This window comes from Nonomuraea sp. NPDC049269 (assembly GCF_043197155.1).
GTDB lineage: Bacteria > Actinomycetota > Actinomycetes > Streptosporangiales > Streptosporangiaceae > Nonomuraea.
This window is the reverse complement of the sequence record NZ_JBICSO010000002.1, coordinates 1,450,858-1,469,718: the sequence shown is the minus strand read 5'-3', so window position 1 is coordinate 1,469,718 and position 18,861 is coordinate 1,450,858. Positions and strand designations below refer to the sequence as shown.

The window sequence follows — 18,861 nt, the reverse complement described above, 5'->3', positions numbered from 1 at the left end:
GCAAGTGCACGGGCGGCGACCCAATGGGCCCATTGGTGCACTCGTTCATTCCTTGCGAGGTCAATCTGATCGCTGGGACGGCTTGGCGGCGAGATGGTCGTGCAGAGCGGCGTGACGGAATTGGTAGATTGGCCCGACAGCGCGTAGGAGTTCCAGACGGTGGGCATCGTCGAGGAACTTCATGAGCTGCCAGGGAAGCTGTCCCGCGAGGGCGAGCTTGCCGGTCGCGATGATGCAGGCCAGCCACGCATGATGCCAACCAGCGGTGAGCCATACCGTGAATCCCGTCGCCAGCCCGCACACGATCCCGGCCGCGGTCCCGAATCCGAGCCCGATTCCGACAGCGAACCCGATCGCGAGTCCCAGCGGGAGCCCGACGGCGAGCGCACGAGCAAGGGTACGGGCCTTGTCGGAGCGATAACTGGAGCCGGGAGTGCTGATCGACATGAGACTCGGCGACTCCGCCCACGCCGTCAGACCGGCCCCGAGCGCGACCGCGAGCGCGACAGACAGCCCGATCGCAAGCGCGACCCGGAGCTCGCGCCCGGGCCCGGGCAGGAACTGGACCCCGACCATGACCGACAACCCCGCCATGAACCCATAGCTCATTCTTTGCGCGATGGAGTTGAGGAGGGAGATCACGCGTCCGTGCAGACGGAAGTCGGCATAGGCGGGAACGTTGTCGGGCCAGGTGCGGCTTTCGCGCCAGGCGATGAACCCGAGCGAGAGGGACGCAATTCCGAACCCGACCGCTATTTCGGGAACGACCGTGAGCGCGAGCGTGAATATGACCGAGAGCGAGGCAAGAAGTGTGACCACGAGCCCGACGATGAGCCTGAGGTCGCGTCGCATGTGCGGGGTGGCGGCTGCGATGCGCCACCAGGAGATGTCACGGCCCTCGGCAGGCGGGAAGATGCGGGCCAAGTAGTCCAGGTAGCGGCGGGTGGTCTCGGCATCCCAGCGGCGGCGAGAACGGGAGCGACCGGCCATTTCGTTGTTGATGACGGCTGGGATGATTTGATCCAGCAGATGAGCGCGTAGAGCGGCGTCATCGGTGCCCAATGGGCCCGCGAGCGGACTGGGATCGGCTCGGGCGTCGAGATAGACGGTGCGGATCAGCCACAGCCCGAGCGGGACGGCGGCCACCGCGGCGAGTCCAGGAGCCGTGCCGCCGGTCAGGGCGTCCAGGACCTTTCCCCAGGCATGGGGCGGCGGATCGGACAAACGGGCGCGTAGGTAGCTGGCTGCTTGGATTGAAGTGAGTGCGCTAGGGGCAATGACGGCTGTGCGGGACACCGGTTGACCGGCCTGTGCCCGCTCCAGTTCCTCCTTGCGGCTGGTCAGGATGAACTGCTGCCGTTCGCCCAGCGAGGCGTTGAGCGCGGCCATGACGCGGGCGCGCTGGTCATGGCCGACCTCGTCCAAGCCGTCCAGGACAGGCAGGACGTGCCCGCCGCGGGCCAGGGCGGCAGCGGCACCGGGGCCGAACTGCGGTGCCTTCAGCGCCGGGTAGTCCTGTTCGAGCTGCTCGGCAAGCCAGAGCTGGAGTCTGGGATGGGTATCGGTATTCCAGCGGCTGACCGGCAGCAGCACCGGCACTGGGACGATCTCGCTGGGGCTCGCCGCAGCCTGGTCGGCAGCCCAGACGGATAGCAGGTGTTGCAGCAGATGGACAGCCAGCGTGGTCTTGCCGGTGCCGGGTCCGCCGCTGATGATCAGGCGTTGGCGCTTGAGCGCACGGAACTGGTCGGCCAGGGCCTTGATCTGGTCGCTGCGGCCGTCGAAGACGAAGCCCTCGGGGGCGATCAGGTGACGGGGGCCCATCAGCGCCTTGCTCGCAGTGAACTGCCATCGCACCGGCATCGGATGCGGGCCCTCCGTCCCGCGGTGACGGGCCTCGTCGTGCCACTGGTCTTTGACGAGCGCGACGAGAGTCTCGGCGGCGGCCTTCACGTCGGGGACGAGGGGGGTCTCGGACGTAGGCGTACGACCCTTGACCCATCCCACCAGTGCGGCGATGAGTCCAACGGTGGCCAGGATCCCTGCGTAGAGGTCAAGCGGATGAGCCTGCTGTGTCCAATCCACCGAGAGCAGGGCCAATGCTGATATCGACATCACCAGCATGGTGATGGCCAGCACCGCCAGGAAGACTCGCGAGCGGGAGGGTGATCTGCTCACGGGGCCATCATCGCGCGATCATCGCCGCCCTGCGAGCGTTCTTGGCCCATTGGGCGACCCAATTGCCTGTCGCGCAACTTGATCGCAAGATGCGGGAACGGGAACGTGCCTGGGTTCACCGCATCCGCCATGCCGGTCGATGGTCAGCCGGGCAATGCGCCGGAGTTCCTGGCGTTGCTCTCCTTCCTCCTGGCCTTCGCGCCGCGCGATCTATGGGGTGGACCCGCTGTCAGCCGAGTACCGGGAACGGGTGAGCAGGCAGTTGTTCTCGTTGATGGGCGTACAGCCGAACCTGTGGGAAGCGACGTCGCCTATGTCCGCGACCCTGGCACAGAGGCGGCGAAGGCACTCGCCGCCAAGGGCGCCCGGCTCGCGACCGGCGACCTCGCCGACACCGGAGCTCTCACCCGCGCGGCGAAGGGCATGGACGCCGTCTTCGGCATCACCGTTCCGATCGGTGAGAACGGCGCCGCCGAGGAGATCTCCCAGGGTCGCGCCCTCACCGACGCGGCGGCCGAGGCAGGCGCGCACCTGATCTACTCCTCGGTCAGGGGCGCCGCGAGTGATGCGGACTTCACGGTCGACCACGCCTCCGCGAAGCAGGTCGTCCAGCGCTACATCACCGAGCAGGGTGTGCATTTCACCGGTCTTCAGCCGGTGTACTTCATGGAGAGCGCGCTCAACGTGGGCTTCAACCGGCTGAACGCGGGCGTCTACGCATTCCCACTCTCCGCCCATCGCAAGCTCGACCAGGTCACGGTGCTCGACATCGCCGGACTGGCGGTGCACGCGATCGAGAACCCCGAGGCGCTGGGCGGACGTTCGATCGACATCGTCTCCGACAGTGTGACCAGCCTGGAGGCCGCGGAGATTCTGGCCGAGGCCATCGGCAAGGACCTGCCGTACGAGAGCATCCCCATCCCGCTGGTACGCCAGTGGGCGGGTGACGAGATCGCCGACATGTTGCAGAGCTTCGAGGACAGCCCGGTGCACACGGACATCACCGCATTGCACGCGGAGTTTCCCGGCGTGCGGTGGCACTCGTTCAGAGACTGCGGGTCGACATCCCGTCAGGCGGCGCCCCACCGTGGCGCAGCGTCCGGAGGCAGCGTCCGGGCGATGCCTCCGGACGAGGAGCTACGGCCGTCTCCCAGAACGCGGAAGCACCCCGGGTGACGAAATTCTCGATCCGAGCTCTTAGCTCTTGCTCCAGATCGCCGCGTAGACATTGTCCTCGACGTTCACCACCGTGGGGTGGTAACCCAGCCCCTTCAACTCGATGGACTTGAGCTTGTAGGTCACACGGGACAGCTGCAGGTACTCCTTCAGGCCGGTCGAACCGACCTTGCCCCACACGGTGGAGTAGAGCTTGCCGGGCTCGACGGCCATGGCGATGGGGCTCAGCCCCTGCTTCGCCCGCGCCAGGAGCTCCTTGCCGCGCTGCTCCACGGTCTGGCCGGTGGTCACCTGGACGGTTCCCGCGACGGCGCCGGCAGCCCAAACGGCCGCGTAGAGCGGCTTCTCGGCCGTGCCGTACACGTCCAGCGAGGCAATGGTGTAACCGGCGGCGCTGAGCTGGGTATTGACGGTCGCCAAGGTGTCCTTGGTCAGGTCGGTCCTGGACTGGAGCTTGCGAGTGGTCTTCTCGAAGACCGCCGCGAAGACGGCGCCCGCGCCCGTACCCGTACCAGTGATCAGCGTGGGCTGGAAGCCCAGCTTCTGCTGTTCGGTGACGCGCTTCGGCAGGTCGGTGACCGACAGGTCCTGCAGGACGTTCACCTTGCGGGTGGCGTCCTTGACCCATACGGAGGTGTACTCCGGGTTGGCCGCGTTGGTCACGCTCAACGCCGAGGGAACGTAGCCCTTCCCCAGCAACTGCTTGATGCGCTGCAGGTGCGCGGTCTCGGTGAGTCCCTGGAGGGAGAGCCAGTCCAGCGGCAGGTTCTGGACGGACTGGACGGTCTTGGCGGACCGCTCGGCGAGAGCCGGAGACGAGAGCGCCAGCAACGGAGCCGTGGCAGCCGCGAGCGCCGTGGTGACAGCGATGATCCGCGCAGTGTTCCTCATGGTCCTCCTTAGGTAAAGGTTGTCCCAAAAGCGGGACAAGAAGCGACCATAACAAAGAATGAGCGCAAGTTGACCATCTGTCACCATGAACATGACAAAAACTTGTCAAGAAGCCGCAAACTGGACGACCGCAACCAGAGGAACCTTCATGTTTTGGCCGGTCACCGTCGTGCCCAACCCACGCTCTCAGGTCAACAAGGCACACAAGCGATTGGGGTGCCAGCTTGTGGCCTGGGATCTGACCGTCGGGACGTCACTCCCACTCGATGGTGCCCGGCGGCTTGCTCGTCACATCGAGCACCACCCGGTTCACGTCACGGACCTCGTTGGTGATGCGAGTGGAGATCCGGGACAGCACGTCATAGGGCACCCGCGACCAGTCGGCCGTCATCGCGTCCTCGGAAGTCACCGGCCGCAGCACCACCGGATGCCCGTACGTACGCCCATCCCCCTGCACCCCCACCGACCGCACGTCGGCCAGCAGCACCACCGGGCACTGCCAGATCTCCCGGTCGAGCCCAGCGCGCGACAGCTCCTCGCGGGCGATCGCGTCGGCCTCGCGCAGCAGGTCGAGGCGCTCCCGCGTGACCTCGCCGACGATGCGGATGCCCAGCCCCGGGCCGGGGAACGGCTGGCGCCACACCATCGCCGCCGGCAGCCCGAGCTCCTCGCCCGCCCGCCGCACCTCGTCCTTGAACAGCGTCCGCAACGGCTCCACCAGCTTGAACTGCAGGTCCTCGGGCAGGCCGCCGACATTGTGGTGCGACTTGATGTTGGCGGTGCCCGTGCCGCCGCCGGACTCCACCACGTCGGGGTAGAGCGTGCCCTGCACCAGGAAGTCGACGGGACCGTCGGCCATGATCGCGCGCTGCTCGTCCTCGAAGACCCGGATGAACTCGCGACCGATGATCTTGCGCTTGTCCTCCGGGTCGCTGACGCCGTCGAGCGCCTTGAGGAAGCGGTCGGCGGCGTCGACGACGCGGAGCTTGACGCCCGTGGCGCGGACGAAGTCGCGTTCGACCTGCTCGGCCTCGCCCTTGCGCAGCAGGCCGTGGTCGACGAACACGCAGGTCAGCCGGTCGCCGATGGCCCGCTGGACCATCGCGGCGGCCACCGCCGAGTCGACGCCGCCGGACAGCGCGCAGATCGCGCGGCCGTCGCCGACCTGCTGGCGGACCGCCTCGACAGCGTCTTCGACGATGTTGAGCATGGTCCAGGTGGGTCGGCAGCCGGCCGCGTCGAGGAAGTGCTTGAGCACCGCCTGGCCGTGCTCGGAGTGGAGCACCTCAGGGTGGAACTGCACGCCGTAGAGCCCGCGCCCGGCGTCCTCGAAGGCGGCGACGGGGGTCTGATTGGTCGAGGCGGTCACGGTGAAGCCGTCGGGGGCGGCGGCCACGCTGTCGCCGTGGGACATCCAGACCTTCTGCGCGATGGGCAGCCCGGCGAAGATCACGCCCTCGCTGAGCACGTCGAGGTCGGTGCCGCCGTACTCGGCGACGCCCGTCTGGGCGACCTCGCCGCCCAGTGCCTGGGCCATGGCCTGGAAGCCGTAGCAGATGCCGAACGTCGGCACGCCCGTCGAGAACAGCCCGTGGGGCACGGCGGGCGCGCCCTCGGCGTAGACCGAGGAGGGCCCGCCGGACAGGATGATCGCCTTGGGCTTCTTGGCCAGCATCTCCTCGACCGGCATCGTCGAGGGGACGATCTCGGAGTAGACATGGCACTCACGCACCCGCCTGGCGATCAGCTGCGCGTACTGCGCGCCGAAGTCGACGACGAGCACTGTGTCGAACTCAGACACCGAGAGGACCCCCCAAAGGCGAATGCGGTGCTCCAAGTGTATCGGGGGGTGAACCTAGAGGATGCTGCCGATCAGCCCCAACGGCGGCGAGCCCAGGTCGAACAGGGCCTTGTGGAAGCGCTGCAGCGTGAAGCCCGCGCCCCACTCCTTGCGCGCCTGCTCGCGTAGGTCGAGGATGAGCAGCTTGCCCCAGGTGTAGCGGCCATAGGTGGGGTCGAACGTGGCCCGCCTCGCCTCCGACAGCGCGGCCGGTCCGGCCAGGTTCGTGTCGGACTCGAAGCGCCGGGCACCGTCCTCGACCGTCATCTGGCCGGTGTGCACGCCGATGGCGCAGGCCAGCCGGGTGACGCGGATCAGCGCCTCCATCCAGACGCCGATCTCGAAGCGCGGGTCCTCGGCCTCGAACCCCTCCTCGACGCACAGCTCCTCGGCGTAGTGCGCCCAGCCCTCGGTGAACGACATCGACTGCAGCAGCCGCCGGACGTCTGATCCGGCGCGACGCAGGGCGCGGCCGTGCGAGAAGTGCCCGGGGGCGACCTCGTGCACGTTGATCGCGGGCAGCGTGGTGTCGCTGAAGACCTCCAGCCACTCCTCGATGTCCCGCGCGGGCCAGGAGGGGTCGGGCGGGGTGATGTGGTAGTAGGAGGGGCCCTCCGGCTCGCCGGGAGAGTTCCACGACATCATCGCCATCGCCCAGCGGCGCGACGGGGGCGCCAGGCCGACCAGGCACTCACCGTCGTGGTAGGGCACCAGGTCCTTCTCGCGGGTGAACGCGATGGCCTTCTCGGTGCCGATCCTGGCCGCCTCGATGACGCCGTCGGCGTCGGGGTGCTGCTTGACCAGCTCGCGTACGACGTCGAGCGGCGGCTCGCCCCGGCGCCCCAGCTTGGCGCAGGACTCGGTGAGCAGGGCCATGAGCCGGTCACGCTCGGCGTCGGCGCGCTCGGCCAGCCGGCCGAGGTCGACGGGGAGCCCCTCGGTGGCGCCCATCAGCCGGGCCAGCGCGTCACCGCCGAGCGACGCGTCGGGATCGCCGACCGCCGCCGCCCGTTCGACGTGCGCGACCAGCAGGCCGTGCGCGTCGAGCGCGGCCGCATCCGTGACACCGGCGGACAGCCCCTGGACGACTGTGACCAGCGATCTCGCGACGGGCGCGCTGACCCGGTCGAGCGCGGCGATCGCGTTCGTCACCGCCTCCGGCCAGAGCGCCAGGTGCGCGGCCCTGGCGGCCGCGCGCTCGGCCTCCGGCGCGTAGTCGCGGTCGTAGCAGGCCAGGTCGAGGTTCGACAGGTGGGGCAGCGGGTTGCTGCGATGCAGCTCCAGCTCGCCGAACTGGGTGCGCAGGCCGTCCTCGAAGATCCGGAGATGCGCCGAGTCGTACGGGTCGGCCGGTGCGGCGCCTTCGCCAAGCCGCGCCAGTCCAGCCCGTACGCCTTCCGGCGACAGGTCCTGGATCCTGCCGTCGTACTCGTGCCTGCCGCCCGTTTCGCGCGCTTCGGCCACGTTCAGATCTGTGATGGCACGGAGCCTGGGGTCGAGTTCCGTCATGCCGCCGACGCTAGCGCACGTACTTGATCTTGAGGAGTCCAGCGAGAGCAGTACAGCGAGGCCCGTCCAGCGGCCGTTGGAAATGTGATGAGAGCCGGTCGCGGGAGATGTGACAATGATCCGCATGTCGCTCCGGATCACCACGCTCGCCGAGCGTCCCGAGTTCGCGCCCACGTTATGGGAGATGGACAGCTCATGGCGCGTCTTCATGCTCAACGACCCGATCGCCGACCTGTTCTACCCGGTCGCCGCGACGGACTACGCCGAATACGTGCTGGTGGCCGATGACGACGCCGAACCCGGCCGGATGGTGGCCAGAGCGTGCATGATCCCCTTCGCGACCAGGGGCGCCGAGCTGCCCGACGACGGCTGGGACGGGGTGATCCGCCACGGATGGCTGGCCGTCAAGCGGGACCGCCCCCTGGACGCCGTCTCCGCGCTGGAGATCACCGTCAGGAGCGACCTGCTGGGCTCGGGGCTGTCACCGCTGATGCTGGCCGCGATGCGCGACCAGGCCGCGCGGCTGGGGTTCGGCGAGCTGGTGGCGCCAGTCCGGCCGAACCAGAAGCACCTCGAACCGCACACGCCCATGACGGAGTACGCCTTCAGGTCCCGGGACGACGGCCTGCCGCATGACGCCTGGCTGCGCGTGCACGTGCGGGCCGGGGCGAAGATCGTCAAGGTCGCGCCGCGCTCGATGGTGATCCCGGGCACGCTCGACGAGTGGCGCGGGTGGACCGGCCTGCCGTTCGACCGGCCCGGTCCGGTCGAGGTCCCTGGCGCGCTCAACCCCGTGCACTGCGACGTGGCGCACGACCACGCCGTCTACGTCGAGCCGAACGTCTGGGTCAGCCATCCGCTCTAAGAGAGAGTCACCCCTTCGCCCGGCTCCAGCAGGTGCGCGCGGTCGCCGAGCGCGGCGAGGGACTTGACCAGCGTGTCCCGGCCCTGCGTGAAATGCCCCCAATGCTCAAAGTGCAGCGGCACCACGTGACGGGCGCCCAGGATCTCGGCCGCCTCCGCCACGTCGTCGCTGGTCAGCGTGAGGTACGCGTCACCCACCAGCGGCGTCCGCGCGCCTCCGGCGAACAGCACCGCCACATCCACCGCCCCGACGCGCCCCGCGATGTCCCTGACCACGTCCAGCGAGGCGTTGTCCCCGCTCACGTACACGGTCGGCAGCCCCTCGCCGCTCAGCACGAACCCGGTCACCTCGCCCACCAGGTGCTCGCTCCCGTCGGGCCCGTGCTGCGCGGGCACGCCGGTCACCCGCAGCGCACCGCCGCCGGGACGTACGAGATCGGTGTGCGTCCAGTTCGGCAGCGCCCGGACCGGCTCGCCGATCCGCTCGGCCGCCGACCCCGTCGACAGCACCACCGGCGCTGAGGGCAGGAAGGCGCGTCCGGCCTTGTCGAGATTGTCGGGATGCTGGTCGTGTGAGAGCAGCACGGCGTCCACGGTCCCGGCGTCGCCGGGCCCGAACGCCGGTCCGGCCGTCTTGACCAGCGCCCGGTTCCCGATCGGGTAGTCACCCGGCGGGTCGAATGTGGGGTCGGTCAGCAGCCGCACCCCACCGATCTCCAGAACCGCGGTCGGGCCACCCACGTAACGAATCTCCATGGAGATCACGACACCCGCGCCGGACGCGATATTCCGCTCACGCGCGCAGGCCGTCGATGATCCGCCGCATGGTCCGGTGGCAGAGCGCGCGGAACCCGGCCTCGTCCATCGCGACGCGTCCGCTCAGGTACTGCTGGACCAGCCCCTGCGCACACGACGTGACGGCCAGCGCCACCTCCAGCGGGTCGTCGCGACGCAGCATGCCGGTACGCATCCCCTCCTCGACGAACTCGACGACCACGGTGAACGGCGGCCCCTGCCCGTCGCGGAAGTCCTCGGGGAAACGCCGCGCCTGCGCCCAGGCGTCCGACATCAGGAACGTGTACAGGTGCGGCCGGCCGAGCGCGAAGTCGAGGAAGCCGTCGAGCAGTACGTCGATCCGCTCCTCAAGGGTGCCGGACCTTGGGAGTCGCGCCCATTCCGAGGCCAGTTCGCGACCGCTGGCGGTGGCGACGGCCCGCAGCAGCGCCTCGCGGTTCGGGTAGTGGCGGTAGATGGCCATCGCGGTGACGCCGACGGCCTCGCCGACCCGGCGCATGCTCACCGCCTCGGCGCCCTGCTCGACGAGGATCCGCCGCGCGACGTCCGCGATGCGGGCGGCCGTTCCCTGCTCCTTCACGTATACAACGTATACCTACTTCAGGTGGAGCCTCTTCATGGTCTTCAGGGTGGTGACCAGGACGTTCGCCCATTTGTCGTACGTCATCGCGAAGGGTGGCTCGAAGCCCAGCCAAGTGGCCTGCGCGGCGACGGTCTGCGCCTCGGTGTAGCGCAGCAGACCCTCGGCGCCGTGCCTGCGGCCCAGCCCGGACGCCTTCATGCCGCCCATGGGCGCGTCATAGGAGGCGTACGCCGAGCCGTACCCCTCGTTGATGTTGACCGTGCCCGCCTTGATCCTGGTGGCGAGCGCGCGCCCGCGCGCCAGGTCGGAGGTCCAGACGGAGGCGTTGAGCCCATAGATGGTGTCGTTGGCCAGCGCGACCGCCTCGTCGTCCGAGGAGAACCGGTAGAGGCCGACCACCGGCCCGAACGTCTCGTTGCGGCAGAGCCGCATGTCCTCGGTGATCCCGGTGAGCACGGTCGGCTCGTAGAACAGCGGGCCGAGGTCGGGCCTGGCCTTGCCGCCGGTCAGCACCGTGGCGCCGTTGGCCACGGCGTCGTCCACATGCGCGCTGACCGCGTCCAGCTGACGCTGTGAGGTGAGCGAGCCCATCTGGACCGACCAGTCGTGGCCCGTGCCCAGCTTCAGTCCGGCCGTCTGCTCGGCGAAGCGCGCCGCGAAGGCGTCGAACACGGCGGTGTGCACGTACAGGCGCTCGATCGACAGGCAGAGCTGGCCCGCGTTGGTGAAGCAGGCGCGGATCGCGCCCTGGACGGCGAGGTCCAGGTCGGCGTCGTCGAGCACCACCATCGGGTTCTTGCCGCCGAGCTCCAGCGAGCAGCCGATGAGCCGCTTGGCGGCCTCCTCGGCGATCTTCCTGCCGCCCCGGGTGGAGCCGGTGAAGGCCACGTAGTCGGCGCCGTCGAGCAGCGCGTCGCCGACCTCGGCGGGCTCGCCGAGCACGACCTGCCAGACCTCGCGGGGCAGCCCCAGCTCGGCCAGCAGGTCGATGGTCCACAGCGTCGACAGGGCGGTCTGGGTGTCGGGCTTGTGCACGATGGCGTTGCCCGCCAGCAGCGCGGGCACGGCGTCGGTGACGCCCAGGGAGAGTGGGTAGTTCCACGGCGTGATCAGCGCGACCACGCCCTTGGGCTGGCGCAGCTCCATCACCCGGGTGGCCACGGGGAAGATGCCGGCCCGCCGGCGCGGGGCGAGGAGGCCGGGGGCGCGCCGGGCGAAGTAGAGGCTGCAGCCCGCCACGTCCAGCACCTCTTCGAAGGCGTGCTTACGGGCCTTGCCGGTCTCGTTCTGGACGATGTCGAGGATCTCGTCCCTGCGGTCCAGGATCGCGTCGTGCAGGAGCAGGAACGGCCGCGCCCGCTCCGCGATCGGCCGCGCGGCCCACTCCGCCTGTGCCGACCTGGCCTTCTCATATGCCGCACGTACGTCATCCGGCCCGGAAACGGGCAGTTGAGCGAGGGGTTCGCCGGTGAACGGTGCGGTGATCTCGGTGGTCTTGCCGCTGGACGTCACGTGCATAGGAAGCAGGGTATTCCGGATCGCTACTGGCGGGTAGTTTTTGCCAATCCGTGGCATGGGGACAGAATCCCTTCATGCCAACCTTCGCGCCACTCAGACCGGGAGACCCCGAGAGGCTGGGCGGTCTGCCCCTCCTAGGCCGGCTGGGCGAAGGCGGCCAGGGTGTCGTCTACCTGGCCAGAGACCCCGCGGGCACGCACGTGGCCGTCAAGTGGCTGCGCCCCGACCAGGCCGGCGACGAGGTGAGCGTGGGCCGGTTCCTGCGCGAGGTCCAGGTCGCCCAGCAGGTCGCGCCGTTCTGTACCGCCGCGGTGCTCGGCACGGGCATCGAGCACGACCGCCCGTACATCGTCAGCGAGTTCATCGAAGGCCCCTCCCTCCAGAAGGTCGTCCAGGAGGAGGGCCCGCGCACCGGCACGTCCCTGCACCGCCTGGCCATCGGCACGGCGACCGCGCTGGCCGCGATCCACCAGGCCGGGATCGTGCACCGCGACTTCAAACCGGCCAACGTGATCATCGGGGCCGACGGGCCGCGGGTGATCGACTTCGGCATCGCCCGGGCGCTCAACGCCACCTCGACGATCAGCAGCATGCCGGTGGGCACGCCTTCGTACATGCCGCCCGAGCAGGTGATGGGGCACACCGTCGGGCCGGCCGCCGACCTGTTCTCGTGGGGCAGCACGATGGTGTTCGCCGCCTCCGGACGGTCACCGTTCGGCAGCGACACGATGCCCGCGGTGATCAACCGGGTGCTGAACCACCAGCCGGACCTCGGCGTGCTGCAGGGTCCGCTGCTCGACGTGGTGGCGGCGTGCCTGGCCAAGGATCCGGCGCAGCGGCCGACTGCCGAGCAGGTGATCATGCGCCTGCTGCAGCACCCGGTGCCCAACTCCGGCATGCTCGCCCAGGCAGCGGCGGCGGCCGCCCCGGCGGAGCCCTGGCGCCCGCAGCACAGCCAGCCGCCCGTGACCGGTCAGCTGTCCGGCCCGCCCTCTCCGCTGGGCCAGCCCGCCATGGGCAGCCATCACAGCCAGCCCTCCATGCCCGGCGGGCCTTCCTCGATGCCCGGCGGACCGCCTTCGGCGCCTGGTCACTACGGACCGCCGTCCATGGGCGGCGGGCAACCCTCGATGCCTGGCGGGCCGCCGTCGATGCCTGGTCACCATGGCCAGCCCCTCGGGGGTGGACACCCGCCCACGAACGACCACCGCTCGACGCGCCCGAACTCGTACGACCCCCGCTACGGCCCGAAGAAGAGCCGGGCCCCCATCGTCATCGGCGCGACCGTGACCGTCGCACTGCTCGTACTCGCCGGTGTCGCCGTGATCATCAGCCAGACCAGGCCCCCGGCCTCCCTCACACCCACCGACCGCGTGGCGGCCTCGGCGTCCGCCAGGAAACCCAGCGCCACACCAACGGGCGTACCGCGGACGGGCACGAAGAGACAGCTGCCGGGCGGCTCCATCTCGGTGTACGAGAACGCGGCCGACCCGAGCACGCTGACCTCGTACGAGGTCTACAACAAGAAGGCCGACGACTGGATCGACTACGCCCGCAACTCCCTACGCGGCACGTTCACGAAGTACTCCCGCAACTGGGAGTCGCTGGTCTCCCCCGACGGCCACTCGCTGGCCGGCCGCGGCCGGAACTACACCTCCGACAACTACGACTCGGTGATCATCACCGACCGGCAGTCGGGCGAGAAAACCTCGATCAAGACCGTGCGCAAGCCGCTGATCAGCAGCATCCGCGCCTGGTCGAAGGACGGCTCGAAGATCCTGCTCAACATCGAGAAGGAGACCGGCAAGGACTGGCTCTACCTCGGCTTCGTCATCGTGGACGTGGAAGCGGAGGACGCCAAGGTGGTCACCGTGGCCGACACCTCGGTCCGCAAGACCGCCTACGGCTGGGACGGCGACGAGGAGGGCGTGGTCAACATGTCCACCGGGCAGGGGCTGCGCTTCTTCGACACCACGGGCAAGGCCACCCGCACCCTGGCGAACATCGGCACGCTGGCCTCCGGCACGCAGGACATCTTCTCCCCCTCCGGCAAAGTCTTCATCACGAACTGCCCCAAGGGCGGCGACGGCGACCACTGCGTCTGGGACGCGCGCAGCGGCGATCGGATCCGCCGGTTCACCTCCGACTGCGACAAGGTCCTCGGCTGGTACGACGAGACCCACCTCTACTGCTGGGAACAGGACAACTCCGTCAGGGACGAGATCCAGGTGGTGGACTTCAAGGGCAAGCTGGTCCGCAAGCTGCTCGACATCCCCGAGAACCTTGACTTCAGTCCTGTCTTCACCGTCAATCCCGGTGGATGATCCTGAACCACCCGGCCCGCGGATCCGTCAATGAGGTCATGAAGACGCTGATCCGTACCGTCGTGGCCGGCGCGGCCCTCGCTACGGCCATCTCCGCCTGCACCTCCGCTCCGGGGGGCACGGCGCCCACGAAGCAGCGCCTGCCGGCCATACGCCTGGTCTCCTACAACGGTTGCGACGACATGCTCGCCGGACTCCGCGAGCACGCGGCGAGCAACGTCAGCCAGTGGGGCTTCGGCGGGGCGGTGCCCATGTTCATGACCCGGGAGAAGTCGGCGACCGCCGACGCCGCCCCGGAGCACTCCACGACCAACACCCACGAGGCGGGTGTGGACGAGCCCGACCTGGTCAAGACCGACGGCAACCGGGTCATCACGGTCACGGGCGGCACGCTGCGGATCATCGACACGGCCACCAGGAAGGTCACCGGGTCCCTCAAGCTCACCAAGGCCGACGAGCCTGCCTACGCCCCCGCCGACCTGCTCGTCTCGGGCGACCGCGCGCTGGTGCTCTTCAGAGGGGGCGACATCATGTACAAGACGTTCGCCCCCGTCGGCCAGACCAGATACCTGCTCGTGGACCTGGCCGGGGCGGAGCCCAAGCTGCTCGGCACGATCAAGCCGCAGGGCACGTACGTGGACGCCAGGATGGTCGGCTCGACCGTGCGGCTCGTCACCCGCAGCCAGCCCGAGATCACGTTCCCGCAGCCGAAGGAGAACGCCTCCGAGGCCGAGATGAAGCAGGCGAACGAGGCGGCGGTACGCCGGGCGCCGCTCGACGCCTGGCTGCCCAAGATCGAGATCACCGACGCGGCCGGGACCGTCACCAAGAAGGCGGTCGACTGTGCGCGGGTCAGCCATCCGGCCGACTACACCGGCACCTCGCTGCTGACCGTGCACACCATCGACCTGGCCCAGGGGCTCACGGAGGCGGGCACCGACCCGATCAGCCTCGCGGCCGACGGCGACACGGTCTACGGCACCGGCCAGAGCCTCTACGTGACCAGCAACCCGCGCTGGTGGTGGCCGGTCCCGATGGCGGCAGTGGAGGACACGCCCCAGGCCCCCGCCACCGAGCCCGACCCGGCCGAGCCCAGCCCGTCGGCCAAGGTCACCCTCAGCCCCGAGAGCCCCGAGCCCACCCCGACCGCCCCGCCCGAGGAGACCGAGGTACACCGGTTCGACATCGGCAAGCCGGGCCCGCCCTCCTACGTCGCCTCGGGCAAGGTGCCGGGACGGCTGCTGAACCAGTACTCGCTGTCGGAGTACGAGGGCAACCTGCGCGTCGCCACCACGCTCACCTCCGAGACCGAGAAGACCAGCGACAGCAGTGTCAGCAGCGTGACGGTGCTCAAGGCCGACACCCTGGACAAGGTGGGCGAAGTAGGCGGCCTGGGCGAGGGTGAGCGCATCTACTCGGTCAGGTTCATCGGCCCGGTCGGTTACTGCGTCACGTTCAAGCAGGTGGACCCGCTCTACACGCTCGACCTGCGCGACCCGGCCGCCCCCAAGGTGACCGGCGAGCTGAAGATCACCGGCTACTCCGCGTACCTGCACCCCGGCAACGACGGCCGGCTGATCGGCATCGGGCAGGAGGCGAGCGACAAGGGCCGGACGCTCGGAACGCAGATCTCGCTCTTCGACGTCAGTAACCCGGCGAGCCCGCGTCGGCTGTCGCAGCTGTTCCAGAAGGACTCGGGCTCCGAGGCCGAGTGGGACCCGCACGCGTTCCTGTACTGGCCCAAGACCGGCCTGTCGGTGATCCCGCTGAACACCTACTCGGAGAAGAACGAGGAGATCGGCGCCATGGTCCTGAAGATCGACGACACCGCGGTGACGAAGCTCGGCATGATCAAGCATCCGGTCCAGAAGCAGAAGGACGCCACGTACCAGCCGAGCATCCAGCGCGCCATGGTCATCGGCGACTCGATCTGGACCGTCTCCACGGACGGCGTCCAGGTCAACGACATGAACACGCTGGCCGAGCAGGCCTACATCCCGCTCCACTGAGCCAGTCCTCCCGCGGAGGGGGCGCCGGCCACCCCGGCCGGCGCCCCGGCTCACTCACCGGTCGCGCCGTCGGCCAGTTCGCGGGCGATGTCGAGGTGCCCGGCGTGCCTGGCGTACTCCTGCAGCACGTGGAACATGATCCAGGCGAGCGTCGGCGGCCTTCTGGGCGGCTGGAAGCGCCCGATCGTCGCGGCCAGGTCGGCCAGCTCACCCGCCTCGGCCACGACGCGCCTGGACCGCTCGCACTGCTCCAGGAAGAACGCCCTGACCTCGTCATACGGCTCGGTGGCCGACCAGCGTCCATCGGGGCCGTCGTCGCCGTAGGGGTCGTCGATCTCCTGACCCGCGAAGTCCCAGCAGAACCAGCGTCGCTCCATGTAGGCGAGGTGCTTGAGCAGCGCCACCGGCGTCCACCCGGAGGGCACCCGGCTGACCTCGGGCTCCGGCAGCCCGTCGAGCTTGCGCAGGATGACGTCGCGGTAGTAGTCGAGGTAGCCCGCGAGCAGTTCCCGCGGATCTGCGAGGTCCTTGGACGGCTCGTCCATCATTGCTCCGGCGTCGCGACGGGCACGATCTCGGGGGCGCCGAGCCGGATCGCGTCGGCCTCCTGGTCGGTGTCCTGCTCCTGGGACAGGCGTTCGGCCTCGACCCGCTTGGTGAAGTACTCGACCTCGCGCTTGACCTGCTCGCCGTCCCAGCCGAGCGGCTCGGCGAGCAGTTCGGCGGCCTCGCGGGCGCTGCCCAGGCCGCGGTGGAAGGTCTCGATCGAGATGTGCGTACGCCTGCTCAGCACGTCGTTGAGATGCCGGGCGCCCTCGTGGGTGGCCGCGTAGACGATCTCCGCGCGCAGGTAGTCGTCGGCCCCGCCGAGCGGCCGGGCCAGCGACCTGTCGCGGTCGATCAGCTCCAGGACCTCGTCGACGAGCGAGCCGTAGCGCTGGAGCAGGTGCTCGATGCGGGCCACGTGCAGGCCGGAGGTGTCGGCGAGCCGGTGGCGGGCGTTCCAGCGGGCCTGGTAGCCCTCGGCGCCCACGAGCGGGATGCGGTCCGTGCACGACCGCGGCACGCGCTGGTCGAGCCCGTGGGCGACGGCATCGACGGCATCCTTCGCCATAACCCGATAAGTCGTATATTTTCCGCCGGCGATCATCACCAGGCCGGGGACCGGATGCGCCACCACGTGCTCGCGCGACAGCTTCGATGTCTCCTCCGACTCCCCCGACAGCAGCGGGCGCAGCCCCGCGTAGACCCCCTCGACGTCGTCACGCGTCAGCGGCACGGACAGCACGGCGTTGACGTGGTCGAGCAGGTAGTCGATGTCGACCCTCGACGCCACGGGATGCGCCTTGTCCAGCCTCCACTCGGTGTCGGTGGTGCCGATGATCCAGTGCCGTCCCCACGGAATCACGAAAAGTACCGATTTTTCGGTGCGAAGGATGATCCCGGTGAGCGAGTGGATCCGGTCGCGCGGCACCAGCAGGTGGATCCCCTTCGACGCGCGCACGTGGATCTGGCCCCGGCCGCCGACCAGCTCCTGGATGTCGTCGGTCCACACGCCCGTGGCGTTGACCACCTGCCGGGCGCGTACCTCCAGCTCGGCGCCGGTCTCCAGGTCGCGCACCCGTACGCCGGTGACCCGCTCCCCCTCGCGCAGGAACCCCACGACCTGCGCCCGCGGCGCCACGTGCGCGCCGTAGGTGGCGGCCGTCCGCAGCATCATCATCACGTAGCGCGCGTCATCGACCTGCGCGTCCCAGTACTGCACCGCGCCGGTGAACGCGGTCCGCTTCAACGCCGGCGCCAGCCGCAACGCCCTGCTCCTGGACAGGTGCCGATGCCCCGGCACCCCGCGCGTCAACCCCGAGGCGAACCCCAGCGCGTCGTACAGGGCCACCCCCGCCCCCACGTACGGCCGCTCCCACCCGAAGTGGGTCATCGGAAACAGGAACGGCACGGGCCGCACCAGATGCGGCGCGAGCCGCTGCAACAGCAGCGCCCGCTCCTGGAGCGCCTCTCTGACCAGCTCGAAGTTGAGCTGCTCCAGGTAACGCAGGCCGCCGTGGATCAGCTTGGAGGAACGCGATGACGTACCGGAGGCGAAGTCGCGCGCCTCCACCAGGCCCACGTCGAGCCCTCGGGTGACGGCGTCGAGCGCGACCCCCGCGCCGACCACGCCGCCGCCGACCACGACCAGGTCCAGCTCCCGCTCCGCCATCCGGTCCAGCGCCGCGGTCCGCTCTCCAGGCCCAAGCCGGGCGATTCCCCTTCCCGCCATGACCCTCCTCTTACCCGCCGCAGCCCGTCGTGCGACAAACCGCTCTCTCTTCTTGTACGGCACGCATGGGTTACCCGCCACCCGGCACCAGTGGCGAGGACGGCGACCGAGGCGGGACCCGATCAGGCGCGGATGACCTTGACGCCCGCGTCCGTCAGCTCATTGGCAAGGCTGTCGGAGAGCTGGGCGTCGGTGACGAGGGTGTCGATCTGGTTGGTGGGACAGATGCGGGAGAACGCCCGCTTGCCGATCTTCGAGGAGTCCGCCACCACCACGACCTGCGAGGCGCGGCTGATGAGCAGGTAGTTGACGCTCGCCTCCCCCTCGTGGTGAGCCGAGGCGCCCAGCTCCACGTCGAGCGCGTCCACGCCGAGGAAGGCCACGTCCAGGGTCACCTGTTCGAGCACGCCCGAGGCCAGCGGCCCGATGAGCTCGTAGGACTGCGGCCGGGCCACCCCGCCCGTGACCACGATCTTGACGTGCTGCCGGACGGTGAGCTCGGAGGCGATGTTCAGGGCGTTCGTGACGATGGTGAAGCCCGGCTCCAGCGCCGGGCTGGTCGCCAGCGTGCGGGCCAGCTCGGAGGTCGTGGTGCCGCCGTTGAGCCCGATCACGGCGCCCGGCGAGACGAGTTCGGCCGCGGCGGAGGCGATGCGGTGCTTCTCGTCGGCGTGCCGCGCCGTCTTGTAGCGCAGCGGGAGGTCGTAGCTGACGCTCTGGGCGACCGCGCCGCCCCGCGTGCGCATGAGCATCTGTTGCTGCGCGAGCTGGTCGAAATCACGGCGGATCGTGGCGGTGGAGACGTCGAGCGACTGGGCGGCCTCCTCGACGGAGAGCCGTCCTTCCTGCGCGAGCAGCTCGAGAATCGCGTTCCAACGATCGTAGCGGGACACGATGCC

14 protein-coding genes are annotated in these 18,861 nt (G+C 69.4%); 4 read left to right on the top strand and 10 right to left on the bottom strand.

Annotation, left to right across the window (positions count from 1 at the left end; translation table 11 throughout):
• Positions 1-60: 60 nt before the first annotated feature.
• Complete coding sequence (locus ACGFNP_RS17090; RefSeq protein WP_393319398.1) at positions 61-2,178, bottom strand: NACHT domain-containing protein; 2,118 nt, start codon at positions 2,176-2,178, stop codon at positions 61-63.
• 129 nt (positions 2,179-2,307) lie between these two features.
• On the opposite strand from ACGFNP_RS17090, the gene ACGFNP_RS17085 reads away from it, so the two are divergent.
• A complete protein-coding gene (locus ACGFNP_RS17085) occupies positions 2,308-3,354 on the top strand; it encodes an NmrA family NAD(P)-binding protein (RefSeq protein WP_393319395.1) in 1,047 nt (348 codons plus the stop codon).
• 21 nt (positions 3,355-3,375) lie between these two features.
• Here ACGFNP_RS17085 and ACGFNP_RS17080 read toward each other — a convergent pair whose 3' ends face one another.
• The 3 genes from ACGFNP_RS17080 to ACGFNP_RS17070 all read right to left on the bottom strand — a co-directional run bounded on the left by ACGFNP_RS17080 (position 3,376) and on the right by ACGFNP_RS17070 (position 7,594).
• Positions 3,376-4,245 (bottom strand): hypothetical protein, encoded by an 870-nt coding sequence (locus ACGFNP_RS17080; RefSeq protein WP_393319392.1) that lies wholly within the window; start codon positions 4,243-4,245, stop codon positions 3,376-3,378.
• A 253-nt stretch (positions 4,246-4,498) separates the two neighbouring features.
• Positions 4,499-6,046 carry a glutamine-hydrolyzing GMP synthase gene (guaA, locus tag ACGFNP_RS17075; protein WP_358330363.1) on the bottom strand — a complete coding sequence of 516 codons (1,548 nt, stop codon included), beginning with the start codon at positions 6,044-6,046 and terminating at the stop codon, positions 4,499-4,501.
• A gap of 54 nt (positions 6,047-6,100) precedes the next feature.
• The gene (locus ACGFNP_RS17070; protein WP_358330366.1) at positions 6,101-7,594 is read right to left on the bottom strand and encodes a DUF885 family protein; all 1,494 of its coding nucleotides are present in this window, start codon (positions 7,592-7,594) and stop codon (positions 6,101-6,103) included.
• Positions 7,595-7,718: 124 nt separating this feature from the next.
• Here ACGFNP_RS17070 and ACGFNP_RS17065 point away from each other — a divergent pair, with 124 nt between their 5' ends.
• Positions 7,719-8,459: an N-acetyltransferase gene (locus tag ACGFNP_RS17065; protein WP_358330369.1), complete on the top strand. Its 741-nt coding sequence runs from the start codon at positions 7,719-7,721 to the stop codon at positions 8,457-8,459.
• Here ACGFNP_RS17065 and ACGFNP_RS17060 read toward each other — a convergent pair.
• Genes ACGFNP_RS17060 through ACGFNP_RS17050 form a run of 3 tightly spaced genes read right to left on the bottom strand, consistent with a single transcriptional unit; the run spans position 8,456 to position 11,354 of the window.
• Positions 8,456-9,214 carry an MBL fold metallo-hydrolase gene (locus tag ACGFNP_RS17060; RefSeq protein WP_358330372.1) on the bottom strand — a complete coding sequence of 253 codons (759 nt, stop codon included), beginning with the start codon at positions 9,212-9,214 and terminating at the stop codon, positions 8,456-8,458. The two genes, ACGFNP_RS17065 and ACGFNP_RS17060, sit on opposite strands and share 4 nt — an antisense overlap.
• Positions 9,215-9,251: 37 nt before the next feature.
• Positions 9,252-9,833: a TetR/AcrR family transcriptional regulator gene (locus ACGFNP_RS17055; protein WP_393319387.1), complete on the bottom strand. Its 582-nt coding sequence runs from the start codon at positions 9,831-9,833 to the stop codon at positions 9,252-9,254.
• A gap of 15 nt (positions 9,834-9,848) precedes the next feature.
• Positions 9,849-11,354 carry a succinic semialdehyde dehydrogenase gene (locus ACGFNP_RS17050; protein WP_393319384.1) on the bottom strand — a complete coding sequence of 502 codons (1,506 nt, stop codon included), beginning with the start codon at positions 11,352-11,354 and terminating at the stop codon, positions 9,849-9,851.
• Between the two features lie 74 nt (positions 11,355-11,428).
• On the opposite strand from ACGFNP_RS17050, the gene ACGFNP_RS17045 reads away from it, so the two are divergent.
• Together ACGFNP_RS17045 and ACGFNP_RS17040 are read left to right on the top strand one after the other, a co-directional pair.
• On the top strand, positions 11,429-13,678 hold the full coding sequence (locus ACGFNP_RS17045) for a protein kinase (protein WP_393319381.1): 2,250 nt from the start codon (positions 11,429-11,431) through the stop codon (positions 13,676-13,678).
• 38 nt (positions 13,679-13,716) lie between these two features.
• A complete protein-coding gene (locus tag ACGFNP_RS17040) occupies positions 13,717-15,687 on the top strand; it encodes a beta-propeller domain-containing protein (protein WP_393319378.1) in 1,971 nt (656 codons plus the stop codon).
• Between the two features lie 50 nt (positions 15,688-15,737).
• Here the strand turns inward: ACGFNP_RS17040 and ACGFNP_RS17035 are convergent, their stop codons facing one another.
• The 3 genes from ACGFNP_RS17035 to ACGFNP_RS17025 form a co-directional block, all read right to left on the bottom strand.
• A complete protein-coding gene (locus tag ACGFNP_RS17035; RefSeq protein WP_358330387.1) occupies positions 15,738-16,232 on the bottom strand; it encodes a DinB family protein in 495 nt (164 codons plus the stop codon).
• A complete protein-coding gene (locus ACGFNP_RS17030; RefSeq protein ID WP_358330390.1) occupies positions 16,232-17,962 on the bottom strand; it encodes a glycerol-3-phosphate dehydrogenase/oxidase in 1,731 nt (576 codons plus the stop codon). The genes ACGFNP_RS17035 and ACGFNP_RS17030 overlap by 1 nt, the downstream gene beginning before the upstream one ends.
• Positions 17,963-18,084: 122 nt before the next feature.
• The gene (locus ACGFNP_RS17025) at positions 18,085-18,855 is read right to left on the bottom strand and encodes a DeoR/GlpR family DNA-binding transcription regulator (RefSeq protein WP_358330393.1); all 771 of its coding nucleotides are present in this window, start codon (positions 18,853-18,855) and stop codon (positions 18,085-18,087) included.
• Between the last annotated feature and the right edge of the window lie 6 nt (positions 18,856-18,861).